Origin of the sequence: Pseudomonas sp. BR20 (assembly GCF_050780135.1) — a bacterium.
GTDB lineage: Bacteria > Pseudomonadota > Gammaproteobacteria > Pseudomonadales > Pseudomonadaceae > Aquipseudomonas.
On sequence record NZ_CP172012.1, the window covers coordinates 6,205,998 to 6,224,747 of the forward strand.

The following is an 18,750-nucleotide window of genomic DNA, read 5'->3' on the forward strand; positions in this document are numbered from 1 at the left end:
TCCAGCTCGCCGCTTGAAGCTTGTAACGTGAAGCTGCCCGGAGGGCTCCTCATGAGCTATGTGATCGACCGACGCCTCAATGGCAAGAACAAGAGCACGGTAAACCGCCAGCGTTTCCTGCGGCGTTACCGTGACCACATCAAAAAGGCCGTTGAAGAGGCCGTCAGCCGCCGCTCCATTACAGACATGGAGCATGGCGAACAAATCAGCATTCCCGGACGCGACATCGACGAACCGGTGCTGCACCACGGCCGGGGCGGCAAACAGACTGTCGTGCACCCCGGCAACAAGGAATTCACCACCGGCGAGCATATCCAGCGCCCGCAGGGCGGCGGCGGTGGCAAAGGCCCGGGCAAGGCCGGTAACTCCGGCGAGGGCATGGACGAATTCGTGTTCCAGATCACCCAGGAAGAGTTCCTCGAATTCATGTTCGAGGACCTGGAGTTGCCCAACCTGGTCAAGCGGAACCTGACCGGCACCGATACTTTCAAGACCGTACGGGCGGGGATCAGCAACGAAGGCAACCCCTCTCGAATCAACATCATCCGCACGCTGCGCTCGGCCCATGCGCGGCGTATCGCCCTGTCGGGCAGCAGCCGCGCCAAATTGAGGACGGCGAAGGAAGAGTTGGAGCGGTTGAAGCGCGAGGAGCCGGATAACTTCGGCGATATCCAGGAAATCGAGGCGGAAATAGAGAAACTCAGTGCGCGCATCCACCGCGTGCCGTTCCTCGATACTTTCGACTTGAAGTACAACCTGCTGGTCAAGCAGCCTAATCCCAGCTCCAAGGCGGTAATGTTCTGCCTGATGGACGTGTCCGGTTCCATGACCCAAGCCACCAAGGACATCGCCAAGCGATTCTTCATCCTGCTGTACCTGTTCCTGAAGCGGAACTACGACAAGATCGACGTGGTATTCATCCGCCATCACACCAGTGCCAGGGAAGTCGACGAAGAAGAGTTCTTCTACTCGCGGGAAACCGGCGGCACCATCGTCTCCAGCGCCTTGAAGCTGATGCAGGAAATCATGGCCGAACGCTACCCGGCCAACGAGTGGAATATCTATGCAGCCCAGGCCTCTGACGGCGACAACTGGAACGACGATTCGCCGATCTGCCGCGATATCCTGATCAACCAGATCATGCCGTTTGTGCAGTACTACACTTACGTCGAAATCACCCCCCGTGAGCACCAGGCCCTGTGGTTCGAATACGAGCGCATCGGCGAAGCCTTTGCCGACACGTTCGCACAGCAGCAACTGGTCTCGGCCGGCGATATCTATCCGGTCTTCCGTGAACTCTTCCAGCGCAGGTTAGTGACATGACCGCCAAAAAAGAGACTAAGCGCCAACCCATTTCCACCGGCTCCGAGTGGACCTTTGAACTGATCCAGGCTTATGACCGGGAAATCAGCCGCATCGCGGCAGGTTATGCCCTGGACACCTACCCCAACCAGATCGAAGTGATCACGGCCGAACAAATGATGGATGCCTACGCCTCCGTCGGCATGCCATTGGGTTACCACCATTGGTCCTACGGCAAACATTTCCTCAGCACCGAGAAGTCCTACACCCGGGGCCAGATGGGCCTGGCCTACGAGATCGTGATCAACTCCGACCCGTGCATCGCCTACCTGATGGAAGAAAACACCATCTGCATGCAGGCATTGGTGGTGGCTCATGCCTGCTATGGGCACAACAGCTTCTTCAAAGGCAACTACCTGTTCCGCACCTGGACAGACGCCAGCTCGATCATCGATTACCTGGTGTTCGCCAAGCAGTACATCATGCAGTGCGAGGAGCGCCACGGTATCGACGCCGTGGAAGACCTACTCGACTCCTGCCACGCCCTGATGAACTATGGCGTCGACCGCTACAAGCGCCCGTACCCTATTTCTGCCGAGGAGGAGCGCCTGCGCCAGAAGGAGCGCGAAGAGCACCTGCAAAAGCAGATCAACGACCTGTGGCGCACCATTCCCAAACGCGCCGGCAAGAACAGCGACAAGGACAACGCGCGCTTCCCCTCCGAACCCCAGGAAAACATCCTGTACTTCCTGGAAAAGCACGCACCGCTGCTGGAGCCGTGGCAACGGGAAATCGTGCGCATTGTGCGCAAGATCGCCCAGTACTTTTACCCACAGCGCCAGACCCAGGTGATGAACGAAGGTTGGGCGACGTTCTGGCACTACACGCTGATGAACGACCTGTACGACGAAGGCCTGGTCACCGACGGCTTCATGATGGAGTTCCTGACGTCCCACACCAGCGTGGTGTTCCAACCCGGCTTCGACAGCCCGTATTACAGCGGGATAAACCCTTACGCGCTGGGTTTTGCCATGTACCGCGATATCCGGCGCATGTGCGAACACCCCACCGATGAGGACCGCCGTTGGTTCCCGGAAATCGCCGGCAGCGATTGGCTGTCGACGATCAAGTTCGCCATGAGCAGTTTCAAGGATGAGAGTTTTATCCTGCAGTACCTCTCACCCCAGGTTATTCGGGATCTCAAGCTGTTCAGTATTCTCGACGATGACCTCAAGGACGACCTGGTTGTACCGGCCATCCATGATGAGCCCGGCTACCGCATCATTCGTGAGACGTTGGCCGCGCAGTACAACCTGGGCAACCGTGAGCCCAATGTGCAGATCTACAGCATCGATGTGCGCGGCGACCGCTCGCTGACCCTGCGCCACCAGCAGCACGACCGTAAACCCCTGGGGGAATCCACCGAGGAAGTGCTCAAGCACCTGCACCGGCTATGGGGTTTCGACATCCATCTGGAAACCCTGCAGGGCGACCAAGTGATGAAGACCCACCATGTGCCACCGCGCAACGATCATAACGACAACGACTACGGCCGCCTGGACCTGGCTGTCGTTCACCTCTGAAACAGCAAAGCCTCCATTGGTCAGGTACAGGCGGTATCCTGTGCCGCTAATGGAGGCTTTTTCATGAAAATCTACAAAGTCGGCGGCGCCGTGCGTGACCGCTTGCTGGGCATCAAGGTCACTGATATCGACCGTGTGGTTGTCGGCGCCACTACCGAGCAGATGCTTGCCAAGGGCTTCAAACCGGTCGGCGCTGACTTCCCGGTGTTCCTGGACCCGAAGAATGGCGACGAATATGCCCTGGCCCGCACCGAGCGCAAAAGTGGTCGGGGTTATGGCGGGTTTGTGTTTCACGCCAGCCCCGAGGTTACGCTGGAAGAAGACCTGATCCGTCGTGATCTGACTATCAACGCGATGGCCGAAGACGACGATGGCAATCTGACCGATCCTTATAATGGTCAGCGCGATCTCAAAGCACGCATACTTCGTCACGTTTCCCCCGCGTTCGCCGAAGATCCCCTGCGAGTTCTTCGTGTTGCGCGCTTTTCTGCACGCTATGCGCACCTGGGTTTTACAGTGGCACCGGAAACGCTGGAGCTGATGCGGCAACTCGGCGAGTCCGGCGAATTGGAAGCCCTGACACCGGAGCGCAGCTGGAAAGAAATCTCCCGGGCGCTGATGGAAGATCAGCCCCAGGTGTTTATCCAGGTACTTCGGGACTGTAATGCGCTGAAGATCTTGATGCCGGAAGTGGACGCACTCTTTGGTGTGCCACAACCCGAGGCCCATCACCCCGAGATAGATACTGGCGTGCACACCTTGAGCGTGCTGGAACAAGCTGCCTTGCACAAACAGCCACTGTCCGTGCGCTGGGCCTGCCTGCTGCACGACCTGGGCAAGGGCCTGACGCCTGTGGATAAGTTACCGCAGCACATCGCTCATGAGCATCGAGGCTTGAAGCTGATCAAGGCCGTCAATGAACGCTTCAAGGTGCCGAGGGATTGCCAGGAATTGGCGCTGTTGGTGGGCCAGTATCACACCCACGGTCATCGTGCACTGGAGTTGAAAGCCTCGACGCTGCTGGAGTTGCTGCAAAGTTTTGACGTATACCGCAGGCCACAGCGCTTTGAGGAGTTTGTGGTCGCCTGCGAAATGGATGCCCGGGGCCGCAAGGGGCTGGAGCAAAGAAGTTATCCACAGGCGGATTACTTGCGCGGCGCGGCGAAGGCCGCGCGCGAGGTTGCTGTTGCGCCACTGCTCGAGAAAGGCTTCAAAGGCCCGGAGTTGGGGGAGGCACTCAAGCGCGAACGGCTCAATGCACTTAAAGCCTACAAGGAACAACACAAACCCTTGTAGGAGCCGAGCTTGCTCGCGAAGAGCGTCAACGATAACGCAGCGCTCTCAGTTTTTCGCGAGCAAGCGCGCCCCTACAAGAGCGAGTCCGGGGTGAGTTGCTGGCCCTGCCATTCAAACCCGACAGGCGCCAGCACCTGATCAATCTGAGCATCACGCCACAGCGCAGCCATCGTCTTGCCCGCTTCGGGGTGCAAGCGATCCGGTGCCATCATCGACAACGGCCACAACACAAAGGCATTTTTCAGGATCTCTGCCCGCGGCAGGATCAAACCATCGAAGTTGCCCACCAACTCGCCGTACAGCAGCACGTCGATATCCAGCGGCAAGCCTTTGCGGTCCGGCGCATAGCGACCGTTTTCGGCCTCGATGAATTTCAACCGGCGATCCAACTCCATCAATGGCAGGTCGGTATAGGCCGACACCACCAGATTAAAGAACGGCCCGCTTTTGATGCCCACCGGTTGGCTTTCGAACACCGCCGAGCAGCGCATATCCGTCAGAAAACTCGCCAACGCGTCGAGCCCGGCGCACAGATGGAGCTCGCGCTCGATATTGCTACCGAGGCCAAGGTAAACCTGAGTCAGCGACATCCGCGCTCAATCTCCACGCCCACACCCTTGGCAGCCGGCACTGCGCCGGGCTTGGTCAGTTTGAGGTGCAGCCAGGGAATCTGGAACTCGCTCATCAGCACTTCGGCCAGGCGCTCGGCAAAGGTCTCCACCAGTTGGTACTGGGACTGCTCGGCAAAGGCCTGGATACGCGCGGACACGCTGGCGTAATCCAGCGCCAGGGTCAGGTCGTCGCCGGCCGCAGCCGGGCGGTTATCCCACGCGAAGCTCAGGTCCAGGCGCAGGCATTGGCGGATCCCGCGCTCCCAGTCGTAGGCCCCGATCACGGTGTCGACTTCCAGGCCTTCGATAAACACTCTGTCCAAGCTCTTCTCCGCAGCACGACAAGGGCGCGATGCCCCGTTAGAATCAGGGCGTCCTCGCCCGGAATAGTTAGCATGTTTTGGTCACTGGCGATTCTCGCCTACCTGCTCGGCTCGCTGTCCTTCGCCATTTTGCTCAGCCGCCTGACGGGAAATCCCGACCCGCGAATGAGTGGCTCTGGCAATGCCGGCGCCACCAATATGTTGCGCCTGGCCGGCAAGAAGCTCGCCGTACTGACGCTGCTGGGTGACGTGTGCAAGGGCCTGTTGCCCGTACTGATCGCCAACCTCGCCGGCCTGACCCTGCAACAGCAGGCCTGGGTGGGCGTGTGCGCCGTCCTCGGCCATCTGTTTCCCCTGTACTTCCGCTTTCGCGGCGGCAAAGGTGTCGCCACGGCAGCCGGCATGCTGCTGGGGATCTACCCGCCAGCGGCGTTGCTCGCCGTACTCGCCTGGCTATTGACGTTCTACCTGACCCGCACCAGCTCGCTGGCTGCGCTGATCGCCACACCGCTCACCCTGCCGTTGCTGGCCTGGCAGGAACCGGCGGCGCTGCTGCCGATGAGCGTGCTGACACTGCTGATCGTCTGGCGACACCGGGGCAATTTACGCGACCTGTTTGCCGGGCGCGAACGGCATTTTTAAATACCGTCAATGAGCACGGCTCACGTTGCGTATTTACAAGGGCGGCAACTGCTCCATCGGCCAGCGCGCCTGCACGCTGATCGCCAGGCTTTCGTGCTGCCCGGCCTGCAGGCGCTGACACCCGGCATAGGCGATCATCGCGCCATTGTCGGTGCAGAACTCAGGGCGGGCGTAGAACACATCTCCCTTCATATCACCGAGCATCTTTTCCAATGAGCTGCGCAACGCCTTGTTGGCGCTGACGCCACCAGCGATCACCAGGCGCTTCATGCCTGCCTGTTTCAGGGCGCGCTTGCACTTGATGGTCAAAGTCTCCACCACGGCCTGCTGGAACGCCAGCGCGATGTCGCAACGGGCTTGATCACTGTCGTCCCCGGCGCTGACGCTGTGCTGCCAGGTATTCAACGCGGAGGTTTTCAAACCGCTGAAGCTGAACATCAGGCCAGGGCGATCACACATCGGCCGCGGGAAAGTGTAGCGGCCGACCACGCCCTTTTCGGCGAGGCGGGCGATTTCCGGACCACCCGGGTAATTGAGGCCCATCATCTTCGCGGTCTTGTCGAAAGCTTCGCCGGCGGCGTCGTCCAAGGACTCGCCCAAAAGCGTGTATTGACCGATTCCGTCGACCTGAACCAGCTGCGTATGCCCGCCCGAAACCAACAAAGCGACGAACGGGAACTGCGGCGGGTTTTCTTCCAGCATCGGCGCCAGTAAATGGCCTTCCATATGGTGCACGCCGAGGGCCGGAATACCCCAGGCAAAAGCCAGCGCCTGGGCGCAAGAGGCGCCAACCAGAAGGGCTCCGACCAATCCGGGGCCCGCCGTATAGGCAATCGCATCGATCTCGGTCGGCACGCAACCGGCCTCGTCCAACACTTGGCGAATCAACGGCAGCATACGTTTGACGTGATCACGACTGGCCAGCTCCGGCACCACGCCGCCATAGGCCCGATGCAAGTCGATCTGACTGAACAGTGCATCGGCCAAAAGCCCGCGTTCACTGTCGTAAAGTGCGACACCGGTTTCGTCGCAGGAGGTTTCAAGTCCCAGTACTAGCATGGGTTTGCGCCTTGTAGAGGCTGAATTCGAAGGCGCGCATAATAGTCGCCACTCCCCCTCCCGACTAGCGGTTTTCGATCAGAGGCTTTGCATTCCTGCCAATGAGGGGTTAACATCCGCAACCCTTAAAAACCGACGACCTCAGCCGCGAATTTTTTGCGACGAGAACGTTGATTCCCGGTAATGAAAGAAGGTAGCTCTGGATGCCAGCCGTCAAAGTAAAAGAGAACGAACCCTTCGACGTAGCTCTGCGTCGTTTCAAGCGCTCCTGCGAAAAAGCCGGTGTTCTGGCTGAAGTTCGTAGCCGCGAATTTTATGAGAAGCCAACTTCTGAGCGTAAGCGCAAAGCAGCAGCCGCTGTTAAGCGTCACGCCAAGAAAGTTCAGCGCGAACAGCGCCGCGCCGTTCGTCTGTACTAATACACAGACGTTCGTAGCAAGCTTCTGCCAAGCCCGGCCCTCAGCCGGGCTGTTGGCATTTGCGGATATCGCTTGATGCTTCATCGTTGAGGCCGCACACGCGACTGATACACCTGCTTCAAACGTCAGGACTGGCTCTTTTGCCAGCGGTGCACGTCTCTTCTGACGAGCCTAACAAGGCTACTGACGAGCACACTCATTTATAAGCAGGCGATCAACTGCATCGGCTGTGCCCACCGACGAGCATCCGAGGCCACCATTGGCCAGCGCCGGACTCGAGGGCAACATTTCTACGCCGAAAAACTGATTGAAACTAACGTCAGTGAATGTTCGGCAGATACACTTCCTGACAGCCCAAGCAGACGATTGATGGTCGAGCCATTCGATACGTGCACTTGAGCACTTCACGGGCACTCATTTACACGCAGTGATGACGAGAACGCCATGGCCGGGCTGATTCCCCAGAGCTTTATTGACGACCTTCTGAACCGCACCGACATCGTCGATGTTGTCAGCTCACGCGTGCAATTGAAGAAAGCCGGCAAAAACTACACAGCCTGCTGCCCGTTCCACAAGGAAAAGACCCCGTCATTCAGCGTCAGCCCCGACAAGCAGTTCTATTACTGCTTCGGCTGCGGCGCAGGCGGCAACGCCCTCGGCTTCCTGATGGATCACGACAACCTGGACTTCCCCCAGGCGATCGAGGACCTGGCGAAAGCCGCCGGCATGGAAGTCCCCCGCGAAGAAAGTGGCCGCCCACACAAACCACGGCAGCCCACCGACTCGCCGCTGTACCCGCTGCTGACTGCCGCTGCCGAATTTTACCGTCAGGCACTTAAAAGCCATCCGCAGCGCAAGGCCGCCGTCGACTACCTGAAGGGGCGCGGCCTGACCGGCGAAATCGCGCGCGACTTCGGCCTCGGCTTCGCTCCACCCGGGTGGGACAATCTGTACAAACACCTGAGCAGCGACACCCTGCAGCAAAAAGCCATGATCGACGCCGGCCTCCTGGTTGAGAACGCCGAGACCGGCAAGCGCTACGACCGCTTCCGCGACCGCGTTATGTTCCCGATCCGCGACAGCCGTGGCCGCATCATCGCCTTCGGCGGCCGGGTGCTGGGGGATGACAAGCCCAAGTACCTGAACTCCCCGGAAACCCCGGTATTCCACAAGGGCCAGGAACTCTACGGCCTGTTCGAAGCGCGCAAGAACAATCGAAACCTCGATGAAATCATCGTGGTTGAAGGCTATATGGACGTGATCGCCCTGGCCCAGCAAGGTCTGCGCAACGCTGTGGCCACCCTAGGTACCGCCACCAGCGAAGAACACTTGAAGCGCCTTTTTCGCGTCGTGCCCAGCGTGCTGTTCTGTTTCGACGGTGACCAGGCCGGCCGCAACGCCGCCTGGCGCGCACTCGAAGCCACGCTGCCGAGCCTGCAGGACGGGCGCCGCGCGCGCTTCCTGTTCCTGCCCGAAGGTGAAGACCCGGATACCCTGGTGCGCTCGGAAGGCACCGACGCATTCCGCGCACGCATCAATCAACACGCGCAGCCGCTGGCGGATTATTTCTTCCAGCAACTGACCGAGGAAGCCGACCCACGCTCCCTCGAAGGCAAGGCGCATATGGCCACCCTTGCGGCGCCATTGATCGACAAGGTTCCAGGCGCGAACCTGCGCACCCTGATGCGCCAACGCCTGCTGGAAATTACAGGGCTGAGTGGCGAAGCCGTCAGCCAGCTGGTACACAGCGCACCGCAGGACGCGCCACCAGCCTACGACCCAGGCATGGATTATGACGCCATGCCGGACTATGCCGACTTCCATCAACCCCAGGATGCGTACGCGCCCCAACAGGAATGGACGCCAAAGAAACCCGGTGCCGGCGGCAAGAAATGGGATAAGAAACCCTGGAGCAAGAATGGCAAACGCGGCGATCGCGATGAGGCTTACGCCCCGCGTACGCCGGTCGCTGTAGAAGCGCCTACATTGATTGCCCTGCGCACGCTTATCCACCACCCGCAATTAGCGAGCAAGGTCGAAAGCGCTGACCATTTTGCCAACGCGAGCAATACCTACGCTCAGGTGCTCATCGCACTGATCGAGGCCGTGCAGAAAAATCCTAAGCTAAACTCCATTCAGCTGATGGCTCGCTGGCATGGCACAGAACAGGGTCGTCTGTTGAAGGCACTCGCGGAAAAGGAGTGGCTAATTGACGGCGATAACCTTGAACAACAGTTTTTAGACACCATTACTAGGTTATCCGCGGGTCAGCACACGCAGACCCTCGATGAACTCATCAAGAGAGCAAGACAGCCGGGATTATCGGCTGAAGAGCAAATTCAGATAGCAAAACAGATGCGCGACCTCTTAAAACAGAATGTTTCCGCATCAAACCCGACCTCAGCTGGCGTGTGAGGTCATAGCTCGGGTATAATCCTCGGCTTGTTTTTTGCCCGCCAAGACCTTCAGTGGATAGGGTGTTATGTCCGGAAAAGCGCAACAGCAGTCTCGTATCAAAGAGTTGATCACCCTTGGTCGTGAGCAGAAGTATCTGACTTACGCAGAGGTCAACGATCACCTGCCTGAGGATATTTCAGATCCAGAGCAGGTGGAAGACATCATCCGCATGATTAATGACATGGGGATCCCCGTACACGAGAGTGCTCCGGATGCGGACGCCCTTATGTTGGCCGACGCCGATACCGACGAGGCAGCCGCTGAAGAAGCCGCTGCCGCGTTGGCCGCGGTGGAGACCGACATCGGTCGCACGACTGACCCAGTGCGCATGTACATGCGTGAAATGGGTACCGTCGAGTTGCTGACGCGCGAAGGCGAGATCGAAATCGCCAAGCGTATCGAAGAGGGTATCCGTGAAGTGATGGGCGCAATCGCGCACTTCCCTGGCACGGTTGACCACATTCTCTCCGAGTACACTCGCGTCACCACCGAAGGTGGCCGCCTGTCCGACGTCCTGAGCGGTTATATCGACCCGGACGACGGCATCGCGCCGCCTGCTGCCGAAGTACCGCCGCCTGTCGATGCCAAAGCCGCGAAAGCGGACGATGACACCGAAGACGACGAGGCTGAAGCCAGCACCGACGACGAAGACGAAGTCGAAAGCGGCCCAGACCCGATCATTGCTGCCCAGCGTTTCGGCGCGGTTTCCGATCAAATGGAAATCACCCGCAAGGCCCTGAAAAAGCACGGTCGCTCCAACAAGCTGGCAATTGCCGAGCTGTTGGCGCTGGCTGAGCTGTTCATGCCGATCAAGCTGGTACCGAAGCAGTTCGAAGGCCTGGTGGAACGTGTTCGTAGCGCCCTTGAGCGTCTGCGTGCACAAGAGCGTGCGATCATGCAGCTCTGTGTCCGTGATGCGCGCATGCCGCGTACCGACTTCCTGCGCCAGTTCCCGGGCCACGAAGTTGACGAAAGCTGGAGCGACGCTCTGGCCAAAGGCAAGGCGAAGTACGCTGAAGCCATTGGTCGCCTGCAGCCGGACATCATCCGTTGCCAGCAGAAACTGACCGCACTTGAGACCGAAACCGGTCTGACGATTGCCGAGATCAAGGACATCAACCGTCGCATGTCGATCGGTGAGGCCAAGGCCCGCCGCGCGAAGAAAGAGATGGTTGAAGCGAACTTGCGTCTGGTGATCTCCATCGCCAAGAAGTACACCAACCGTGGCCTGCAATTCCTCGATCTGATTCAGGAAGGCAACATCGGCTTGATGAAGGCTGTGGACAAGTTCGAATATCGTCGCGGCTACAAATTCTCGACTTATGCCACCTGGTGGATCCGTCAGGCGATCACTCGCTCGATCGCCGACCAGGCCCGCACCATCCGTATTCCGGTGCACATGATCGAGACGATCAACAAGCTCAACCGTATTTCCCGGCAGATGTTGCAGGAAATGGGTCGCGAACCGACCCCGGAAGAGCTGGGCGAACGCATGGAAATGCCTGAGGATAAAATCCGCAAGGTATTGAAGATCGCTAAAGAGCCGATCTCCATGGAAACCCCGATCGGTGATGACGAAGACTCCCACCTGGGTGACTTCATCGAAGACTCGACCATGCAGTCGCCAATCGATGTCGCCACTGTTGAGAGCCTTAAAGAAGCGACCCGCGACGTACTGTCCGGCCTCACTGCCCGTGAAGCCAAGGTACTGCGCATGCGTTTCGGCATCGACATGAATACCGACCACACCCTTGAGGAAGTCGGTAAGCAGTTTGACGTGACCCGCGAGCGGATCCGTCAGATCGAAGCCAAGGCGTTGCGCAAGTTGCGCCACCCGACGCGAAGCGAGCATCTGCGCTCCTTCCTCGACGAGTGACACCAGAACCCCCGGCCCAGGCCGGGGGTTTTGCTTTGTATCGATAAAATTCCCCGCTACGCCCCTCCTCCGCAATGCCCGTCTACACTCGAAACATTCCCCGTGCCATAACGAGACCGTTATGCCCAGATTGCCGACTGTGTTACTCCTGTCGCTGCTGACCTGGACCGCAACGGCTGGCGCGTTGACTCTTAGCGATGATGAGCGCGGCTGGCTGGCGGACCATCAGGAGTTGCGCGTGGGCGTGGACGCCTCCTGGCCACCCTTCGAATACCGTGATGAAGATGGCCGCTACCAAGGCTTGGCGGCGGATTACGTTCGCCTGATCCAGGAACGCCTGGGTGCCAGGATCAAACTGATCGAGCCGGTCAATTGGAGTGCCTTGCTGGAGCAGGCACGCCACAACCAACTCGACCTGCTGCCGGGCATCATGTCTACCCCCGAGCGCCAGGGCTTTATGGCATTCACACGGCCTTACCTGGACTTCCCCATTGTTATCCTTGCCCATGAAGGCGGCGCCCGACCACGCAACCTCAATGACCTTTATGGGTTGAAGATTGCCGTGGTGGAAAATTATGCGCCCCATGAACTGCTACGCACCCACCATCCAGATCTCAACCTGGTGGCCATGCCAAATGTCAGTTCGACGCTGCAGGCCTTGGCCACCGACGAAGTCGACGCCGTGGTAGGCGACCTCGCATCGAGCGTGTGGAGCCTGCGCCAGCTCAAGCTTGATGGCCTGTACGTAAGTGGCGAAACGCCGTACCGCTATCAATTGGCGATGGGGGTACCACGCGACAACAAAATACTGGTGGGCATCCTGGACAAGGTTCTTGCTGACCTCAGCCCGGCCGAAACCGAAGCCATCCAGCAACGCTGGGTGGGCAGCCTCACCGACCACCGTACGTTCTGGACCGACCTGCTGATGTACGGCTTGCCCGCTGTGCTGTTGTTGAGCACCGTATTGGCCATCGTCATTCGGATCAATCGCCGGCTCAGCTCGGAAATTTCCCGCCGTGTCGCCCTTGAACAGGAACTGCGCAGCAGCGAATACCACTATCGCGGCCTGGTGGAGAGCCTGTCCGCCATCGCCTGGGAAGCCAGCGTTACCGATTTCACCTACAGCTATGTATCACCTCATGCAGAGGAACTACTCGGCTATCCACGCGCCCACTGGCTGATTCCAGGCTTCTGGCGCAACATCATTCACCCCGCCGACCTGCTCCGTGCAGAAACGTACTGCTACCGCGAAACCCGTGCCAACCGCGATCACAGCGTTGATTATCGCGTGATCACCGCCGACGGCCGCTGCCTGTGGGTGCGTGACATTGTCAGCCTGATCGAGCACGGCCATGAGCCGGTGCTGCGGGGCTTGATGATCGACATCAGCGAAGCCAAACGCACTGAAGAGGCGCTGCAGCTTTCCGAGCAAAAGTTTGCTTCCGTGTTTCAACAATGCCCGGACATCCTGGTGATCGCACGGCTGTCCGATGGCTGCCTGCTGGAGGTCAATAAAGCGTTTGAGGATCAAGTAGGCCTGAAGGCCGCAGACGTGATCGGAAAAACCGCCACCGCCCTGAATATCTGGGACATCCCCGGCATTGGCCCGGACCTGTTGCAACGGGTGCAGACCACCAGCATTCGCAACCTGGAAATGCCTTTTCTGCGTAGCAACGGCCAGGCCTTTACCGGGCTGGTTTCCGCCGAGCCGTTTCAACTCGACACCACGGAAGCCATCGTGGTGGTGGTACGTGACATCACCCAGCTCAAGGAAACCCAACAGCAACTGCAAACCTCCGAAGAAAAATTCGCCAAGGCCTTCCATGCCTCTCCCGACGGCTTGCTGTTGAGCCGCCAGAGTGATGGCCTGCTGATTGAAGTGAACGATGGTTTCAGTCGCATCACCGGCTTCGCCAGTGCGACATCCATCGACCAATCAACCCTGGACCTGGGCATCTGGGTCGACCTCAACGAACGCAAACACATGCTGGAATTGATGCAGCGAGACGGGTTTGTGCGTGATTTCATCTGCCATATACGGCGCAGCGACGGCCAGATTCGACTGTGTGAAGTCTCCAGCCGCCCACTGCCAATCGCCGGTGAAGAGTGCATGCTCACCATCGCCCGGGACATCACCGAGCGCCAGTTGATGCAGGAAAAGCTGCAACAGGCCGCGACGGTATTCGAGAGTACCGCCGAGGGCGTATTGATCACCGATACCCGCCAGAACATCAGCGCCGTCAACCGCGCCTTCAGCGAAATCACCGGCTACAGCGAAACCGAAGCCCTTGGCCAGACACCGCGCCTGCTCGCCTCCGGCCTGCATGACAGCGCCTTCTACGCCGCAATGTGGCACCAACTGACGGCCCAAGGTCATTGGCAGGGCGAGATCTCCAACCGCCGCAAGAGCGGCGAGTTGTACCCCAGTTGGCTGACCATCAGCGCCGTGCGCAACCGCGATCAGTTGATCACGCATTTTGTCGCGGTGTTTGCCGACATCTCCAGCCTCAAGCTGGCCCAGGCGCGCCTCGACTATCAGGCGCACCACGACCCACTGACCGGCCTGCCGAACCGCACGCTGTTTGAAAGTCGGTTGCAGGCGGCCCTCAACGGCCATCAGGAAACCGGTAAACAAGGCGCGGTGCTGTTTCTCGACCTGGACCGCTTCAAACACATCAACGACAGCCTCGGCCACCCGATCGGCGACCTGCTGCTCAAAGACATCGCCGTACGCCTCAAGGAGCAATTGCGCGACATCGACACCGTCGCGCGCCTGGGCGGCGATGAGTTCATTATCCTGCTACCCGGCCTGCAACACGCCAGCGATGCCGAGCAACTGGCCAACAAGCTGCTGGCCTGCTTCACCCCACCGTTCCAGGCCGGCGAACACGAATTCTTCATCAGCGCCAGCATCGGCACCAGCCTGTACCCCCAGGACGGTACCGACGTTGCCACCCTGGTCAAGAACGCCGACGCCGCGATGTACCGTTCCAAGGCCAAGGGCCGTAACCGGGTCGAAAGCTACACCCGCGACCTGACGGCCCAGGCCAACGAGCGTGTGGCACTGGAGCACGAACTGCGGCGTGCGATCGAACGTGATGAGTTGAGCCTGTATTACCAACCAAAACTGAGCCTGGTGACACAAGAATTGATCGGCGCCGAAGCCTTGATCCGCTGGCACCACCCCACCTTTGGCGATGTCCCGCCCGAACACTTTATCGCCCTGGCCGAAGAGAACGGCACGATCCTGCAGATTGGCGACTGGGTCCTGGAGCAGGCCTGCCTGCAAATGCACGCCTGGCAGACCCGCTTTGATGACTTCGGCCCGCTATCGGTCAACCTCGCCGGCGCGCAATTGCGCCACCCTGGTTTACTGGATCGCATCGAACAGCTATTGCGCGACTACAGTCTCGAACCGGGCTGCCTGCAACTGGAGATCACTGAAAACTTCATCATGAGCCAGGCCGAAGAAGCGCTGGCAGTCCTGCACCAACTCAAGCGCCTGGGCGTACAACTGGCGATCGACGATTTCGGCACCGGCTATTCGTCCCTCAGCTATCTCAAGCGCCTGCCGCTGGATTTCCTGAAGATCGACCAATCCTTCGTCCGCGGCCTACCCGACGACCCCCACGACGCCGCCATCGTGCGCGCCATCATCGCCCTGGGCCACAGCATGCAATTCACCATCATCGCAGAAGGCGTGGAGAACCCCGCGCAGCAAGCCTTCCTGGCCGCTGAAGGCTGCGAACAGATGCAGGGCTACATCGTCAGCCTGCCGCTACCGCCCGAGCTTTTTGCCGCTACCTTCCTTCGCAGGAGCATTGAGGATTTTTCGGATAGCACAGTGGAGAAACCATCGTTATAATCCGCGACCTGTTACAGGGCCTATAGCTCAGTTGGTCAGAGCAGAGGACTCATAATCCTTTGGTCCACGGTTCAAGTCCGTGTGGGCCCACCAAACAAGAAAGCCGCGCATTGCGCGGCTTTTGCGTATCTGGAAGATTGTAATATGGCTCCCCTCACCGCCCATACTGGAGCCACCCTTGGCCGTCCTCGATGAAATCGATCGTCAATTGATCGCCGCCCTGCAGATCAACGCCCGCGAAAGCGTGGCCATGCTTGCCCGGCAGTTAGGCATCGCGCGCACCACGGTGACGTCGCGCCTTGCGCGCCTGGAAAAAACCCAGGTGATCACCGGCTATGGTGTGCGCCTGGGCCAACGCATGGCAGATGGCGGCTTGCAGGCCTATGTGGGGATCACCGTGCAACCGCGTTCGGGCAAAGAAGTGCTCCGCAGGCTGAGCGCCATGGCCCAGGTTCAACAACTGTGCGCGGTCAGCGGCGAGTTCGATTACGTGGCCTGGTTGCGCACCGATTCGCCGGAACAGCTCGATCAACTGCTGGACCAGATTGGCAGTGTCGATGGCGTGGAGAAAACCACCACATCGATCATCCTCAGTAACAAATTGGACCGCGGACAACCAATCTGACCACTAAATTCGTCACTATGACTAAAAACAATTCATTCCGACGACACTTTGCGTCTTATTAACGAACGCAACGCTCCCTAAACTGGCTGCCATCTTTTCCTATACTCAGCGGGTCACTTCCCGCCGAGTCGTCAGCAAGGGCCCGCCATGAGCATTCCGTCCAGCACCATCAGCAAGACCAATCGCCACCCTGCAGACGGTAAAAAACCCATCACCATCTTTGGCCCGGATTTCCCGTTCGCCTTCGATGACTGGATCGAACATCCGGCTGGACTCGGCAGTATCCCCGCCGCCAACCATGGCGCTGAAGTGGCCATCGTCGGCGCCGGTATCGCCGGGCTGGTCGCTGCCTACGAGCTGATGAAGCTGGGCCTTAAGCCCGTGGTGTATGAGGCCTCGAAGATGGGCGGGCGCTTGCGCTCCCAGGCCTTCGAAGGCGCCGAAGGCATCATCGCCGAGCTGGGCGGCATGCGCTTTCCGGTGTCGTCCACTGCGTTCTATCACTACGTCGACAAGCTGGGCCTGGAAACCAAACCCTTCCCTAACCCGCTGACGCCAGCGTCCGGCAGTACGGTGATCGACCTGGAAGGCCAAACCCACTACGCACAAAAGCTGTCCGATCTACCTGCGCTGTTCCAGGAAGTGGCTGACGCCTGGGCCGACGCCCTGGAGGCCGGCTCGCAGTTCGGCGATATCCAGCAAGCCATCCGCGACCGTGATGTACCGCGCCTCAAAGCGCTGTGGAACAAGCTGGTGCCCTTGTGGGACGACCGCACCTTCTACGACTTCGTGGCGACCTCCAAGGCTTTCGCAAAGTTATCGTTCCACCACCGCGAGGTGTTTGGCCAGGTAGGTTTCGGCACCGGCGGCTGGGACTCGGATTTCCCCAACTCGATGCTGGAAATCTTCCGCGTGGTCATGACCAACTGCGACGATCACCAACATCTCATCGTCGGCGGCGTTGCCCAGGTGCCGATGGGCATCTGGCGCCATGTGCCGGAGCGTTGCGCCCATTGGCCGGCCGGTACCAGCCTGAGTTCGCTGCACCGCGGTGCACCGAGGGCCGGGGTCAAACGCATTGCCCATGCTGCCGATGGCCGTTTCGCGGTGACCGACAATTACGGCGACACTCGCGAATACGCGGCCGTGCTCACCACCTGCCAAAGCTGGCTGCTGACCACCCAGATCGAGTGCGATGAAACCCTGTTCTCGCAAAAGATGTGGATGGCCCTGGACCGTACGCGCTACATGCAATCGTCAAAGACCTTCGTGATGGTCGACCGCCCGTTCTGGAAAGACAAAGACCCGGAGACCGGCCGCGACCTGATGAGCATGACCCTCACCGATCGCCTCACTCGCGGCACTTACCTTTTCGACAACGGCGACGACAAACCAGGGGTGATCTGCCTGTCGTACTCGTGGATGAGCGACGCGCTGAAAATGCTCCCGCAGCCCATCGACAAGCGCGTGAAACTGGCGCTGGACGCCTTGAACAAGATCTACCCGAAAGTCGACATCAAGGCGCGCATCATCGGCGACCCGATCACCGTGTCCTGGGAAGCCGACCCGCATTTCCTCGGGGCCTTCAAAGGCGCGCTGCCTGGTCACTACCGCTACAACCAGCGTATGTATGCGCACTTCATGCAGAAGGACATGCCCGCCGAACAACGTGGGATTTTTATCGCCGGTGACGACGTTTCCTGGACCCCAGCGTGGGTGGAGGGTGCGGTACAAACCTCGCTGAACGCGGTATGGGGCGTCATGACCCACTTTGGCGGCAGCACTCACCCCGAGAACCCGGGGCCGGGTGATGTGTTCGATGAGATCGGGCCGATTGCCCTGGCTGACTAAGGAGTTGAACATGCGCGTCGCCCTGTACCAATGCCCACCGCTGCCGTTGGATGTCGCAGGCAATCTCAAGCGTCTGCACCAACTGGCGCATGAAGCGTCGGACGCCGATGTACTGGTGCTGCCGGAGATGTTCCTCACCGGTTACAACATCGGTGCTGAAGCCGTGGGTGCGTTGGCCGAAGCGCAGGATGGGGAGTCTGCGCAAGCTATTGCCGAAATCGCACAAAACGCCGGGCGGGCCATTCTGTACGGCTACCCGGAGCGGGCCGATGATGGGCAGATCTACAACGCCGTGCAGTTGATCGACGCCCACGGCCAGCGCCGGTGCAACTACCGCAAGACCCATCTGTTCGGCGATCTGGACCACTCGATGTTCAGTGCCGGCGACGATGATTTCCCGCTGGTGGAACTCAACGGATGGAAGCTGGGGTTCCTGATCTGCTATGACCTCGAATTCCCGGAGAACACTCGACGCCTGGCCCTGGCCGGTGCTGAGCTGATCCTGGTGCCCACCGCCAATATGGTGCCGTTCGACTTTGTCGCCGACGTCACCGTGCGGGCGCGGGCCTTCGAGAACCAGTGCTACGTGGCCTACGCCAATTACTGCGGGCACGAAGGCGAGATTCAATACTGCGGGCAAAGCAGCATTGCCGCACCGGATGGCCGGCGAATCGCCCAGGCGGGCCTGGATGAAGCCTTGATCGTCGGGACAGTGGATCGGCAATCGATCCTCGACGCCCGCGCCGCCAACCATTACCTGCAAGACCGGCGTCCCGAGCTTTACGGCCCGCTGCACAAGCCCTGATTGAACGGGTTTGTTAGCATAGGCACTTGCCCCGTT

Annotated in this window: 14 protein-coding genes and 1 tRNA gene; 12 read left to right on the top strand and 3 right to left on the bottom strand. The window is 59.6% G+C overall.

The features are described from left to right. Nucleotides 1–51: 51 nt before the first annotated feature. The 3 genes from ACHPFG_RS28675 to ACHPFG_RS28685 all read left to right on the top strand — a co-directional run bounded on the left by ACHPFG_RS28675 (nt 52) and on the right by ACHPFG_RS28685 (nt 4,181). Nucleotides 52–1,323 carry a YeaH/YhbH family protein gene (locus ACHPFG_RS28675; protein WP_145336836.1) on the top strand — a complete coding sequence of 424 codons (1,272 nt, stop codon included), beginning with the start codon at nt 52–54 and terminating at the stop codon, nt 1,321–1,323. Beyond that, complete coding sequence (locus ACHPFG_RS28680) at nt 1,320–2,885, top strand: SpoVR family protein (RefSeq protein ID WP_145336837.1); 1,566 nt, start codon at nt 1,320–1,322, stop codon at nt 2,883–2,885. Before ACHPFG_RS28675 ends, ACHPFG_RS28680 begins: the two co-directional genes overlap by 4 nt. A gap of 63 nt (nt 2,886–2,948) precedes the next feature. Next, nucleotides 2,949–4,181, top strand: a complete 1,233-nt coding sequence (locus ACHPFG_RS28685; RefSeq protein WP_431701074.1) for a multifunctional CCA addition/repair protein — start codon at nt 2,949–2,951, stop codon at nt 4,179–4,181. Nucleotides 4,182–4,252: 71 nt separating this feature from the next. On the opposite strand, the gene folK is transcribed toward ACHPFG_RS28685, so the two are convergent. Both folK and folB read right to left on the bottom strand, forming a co-directional pair. Then, on the bottom strand, nt 4,253–4,771 hold the full coding sequence (gene folK / locus ACHPFG_RS28690) for a 2-amino-4-hydroxy-6-hydroxymethyldihydropteridine diphosphokinase (RefSeq protein ID WP_145336839.1): 519 nt from the start codon (nt 4,769–4,771) through the stop codon (nt 4,253–4,255). After that, complete coding sequence (gene folB / locus ACHPFG_RS28695) at nt 4,762–5,115, bottom strand: dihydroneopterin aldolase (RefSeq protein WP_015886183.1); 354 nt, start codon at nt 5,113–5,115, stop codon at nt 4,762–4,764. Before folB ends, folK begins: the two co-directional genes overlap by 10 nt. Before the next feature lie 72 nt (nt 5,116–5,187). On the opposite strand from folB, the gene plsY reads away from it, so the two are divergent. Next, on the top strand, nt 5,188–5,757 hold the full coding sequence (gene plsY / locus ACHPFG_RS28700; protein ID WP_053131126.1) for a glycerol-3-phosphate 1-O-acyltransferase PlsY: 570 nt from the start codon (nt 5,188–5,190) through the stop codon (nt 5,755–5,757). Between the two features lie 33 nt (nt 5,758–5,790). Here the strand turns inward: plsY and tsaD are convergent, their stop codons facing one another. Then, nucleotides 5,791–6,816, bottom strand: coding sequence for a tRNA (adenosine(37)-N6)-threonylcarbamoyltransferase complex transferase subunit TsaD (tsaD, locus tag ACHPFG_RS28705; RefSeq protein WP_431701075.1), 1,026 nt, complete (start codon nt 6,814–6,816; stop codon nt 5,791–5,793). 203 nt (nt 6,817–7,019) lie between these two features. On the opposite strand from tsaD, the gene rpsU reads away from it, so the two are divergent. The 8 genes from rpsU to ACHPFG_RS28745 all read left to right on the top strand — a co-directional run bounded on the left by rpsU (nt 7,020) and on the right by ACHPFG_RS28745 (nt 18,714). Beyond that, nucleotides 7,020–7,235 carry a 30S ribosomal protein S21 gene (gene rpsU / locus ACHPFG_RS28710; protein ID WP_002551877.1) on the top strand — a complete coding sequence of 72 codons (216 nt, stop codon included), beginning with the start codon at nt 7,020–7,022 and terminating at the stop codon, nt 7,233–7,235. A gap of 444 nt (nt 7,236–7,679) precedes the next feature. Beyond that, nucleotides 7,680–9,650: a DNA primase gene (gene dnaG / locus ACHPFG_RS28715; protein ID WP_431701076.1), complete on the top strand. Its 1,971-nt coding sequence runs from the start codon at nt 7,680–7,682 to the stop codon at nt 9,648–9,650. A gap of 67 nt (nt 9,651–9,717) precedes the next feature. Then, entirely contained in the window at nt 9,718–11,568 is a 1,851-nt protein-coding gene (rpoD, locus tag ACHPFG_RS28720; RefSeq protein ID WP_065925398.1) for an RNA polymerase sigma factor RpoD, read from the top strand. A 121-nt stretch (nt 11,569–11,689) separates the two neighbouring features. Beyond that, complete coding sequence (locus ACHPFG_RS28725) at nt 11,690–15,433, top strand: EAL domain-containing protein (RefSeq protein WP_431701077.1); 3,744 nt, start codon at nt 11,690–11,692, stop codon at nt 15,431–15,433. A gap of 16 nt (nt 15,434–15,449) precedes the next feature. Continuing rightward, a tRNA-Ile gene (locus tag ACHPFG_RS28730) sits at nt 15,450–15,526 on the top strand. 85 nt (nt 15,527–15,611) lie between these two features. Next, on the top strand, nt 15,612–16,058 hold the full coding sequence (locus ACHPFG_RS28735; protein WP_131699115.1) for an Lrp/AsnC family transcriptional regulator: 447 nt from the start codon (nt 15,612–15,614) through the stop codon (nt 16,056–16,058). 168 nt (nt 16,059–16,226) lie between these two features. Continuing rightward, entirely contained in the window at nt 16,227–17,909 is a 1,683-nt protein-coding gene (locus ACHPFG_RS28740) for a flavin monoamine oxidase family protein (RefSeq protein ID WP_145336948.1), read from the top strand. A gap of 10 nt (nt 17,910–17,919) precedes the next feature. Further along, on the top strand, nt 17,920–18,714 hold the full coding sequence (locus ACHPFG_RS28745; RefSeq protein ID WP_167656248.1) for a carbon-nitrogen hydrolase family protein: 795 nt from the start codon (nt 17,920–17,922) through the stop codon (nt 18,712–18,714). The last annotated feature ends 36 nt before the right edge of the window (nt 18,715–18,750 follow it).

Coding starts and splice junctions, on each gene's coding strand:
- folK (WP_145336839.1), bottom strand. CDS start 4,771: ATGTCGCTGACTCAGGTTTACCTTGGCCTCGGTAGCAATATCGAGCGC.
- rpsU (WP_002551877.1), top strand. CDS start 7,020: ATGCCAGCCGTCAAAGTAAAAGAGAACGAACCCTTCGACGTAGCTCTG.
- ACHPFG_RS28680 (WP_145336837.1), top strand. CDS start 1,320: ATGACCGCCAAAAAAGAGACTAAGCGCCAACCCATTTCCACCGGCTCC.
- ACHPFG_RS28725 (WP_431701077.1), top strand. CDS start 11,690: ATGCCCAGATTGCCGACTGTGTTACTCCTGTCGCTGCTGACCTGGACC.
- ACHPFG_RS28675 (WP_145336836.1), top strand. CDS start 52: ATGAGCTATGTGATCGACCGACGCCTCAATGGCAAGAACAAGAGCACG.
- plsY (WP_053131126.1), top strand. CDS start 5,188: ATGTTTTGGTCACTGGCGATTCTCGCCTACCTGCTCGGCTCGCTGTCC.
- rpoD (WP_065925398.1), top strand. CDS start 9,718: ATGTCCGGAAAAGCGCAACAGCAGTCTCGTATCAAAGAGTTGATCACC.
- ACHPFG_RS28685 (WP_431701074.1), top strand. CDS start 2,949: ATGAAAATCTACAAAGTCGGCGGCGCCGTGCGTGACCGCTTGCTGGGC.
- tsaD (WP_431701075.1), bottom strand. CDS start 6,816: ATGCTAGTACTGGGACTTGAAACCTCCTGCGACGAAACCGGTGTCGCA.
- dnaG (WP_431701076.1), top strand. CDS start 7,680: ATGGCCGGGCTGATTCCCCAGAGCTTTATTGACGACCTTCTGAACCGC.
- ACHPFG_RS28745 (WP_167656248.1), top strand. CDS start 17,920: ATGCGCGTCGCCCTGTACCAATGCCCACCGCTGCCGTTGGATGTCGCA.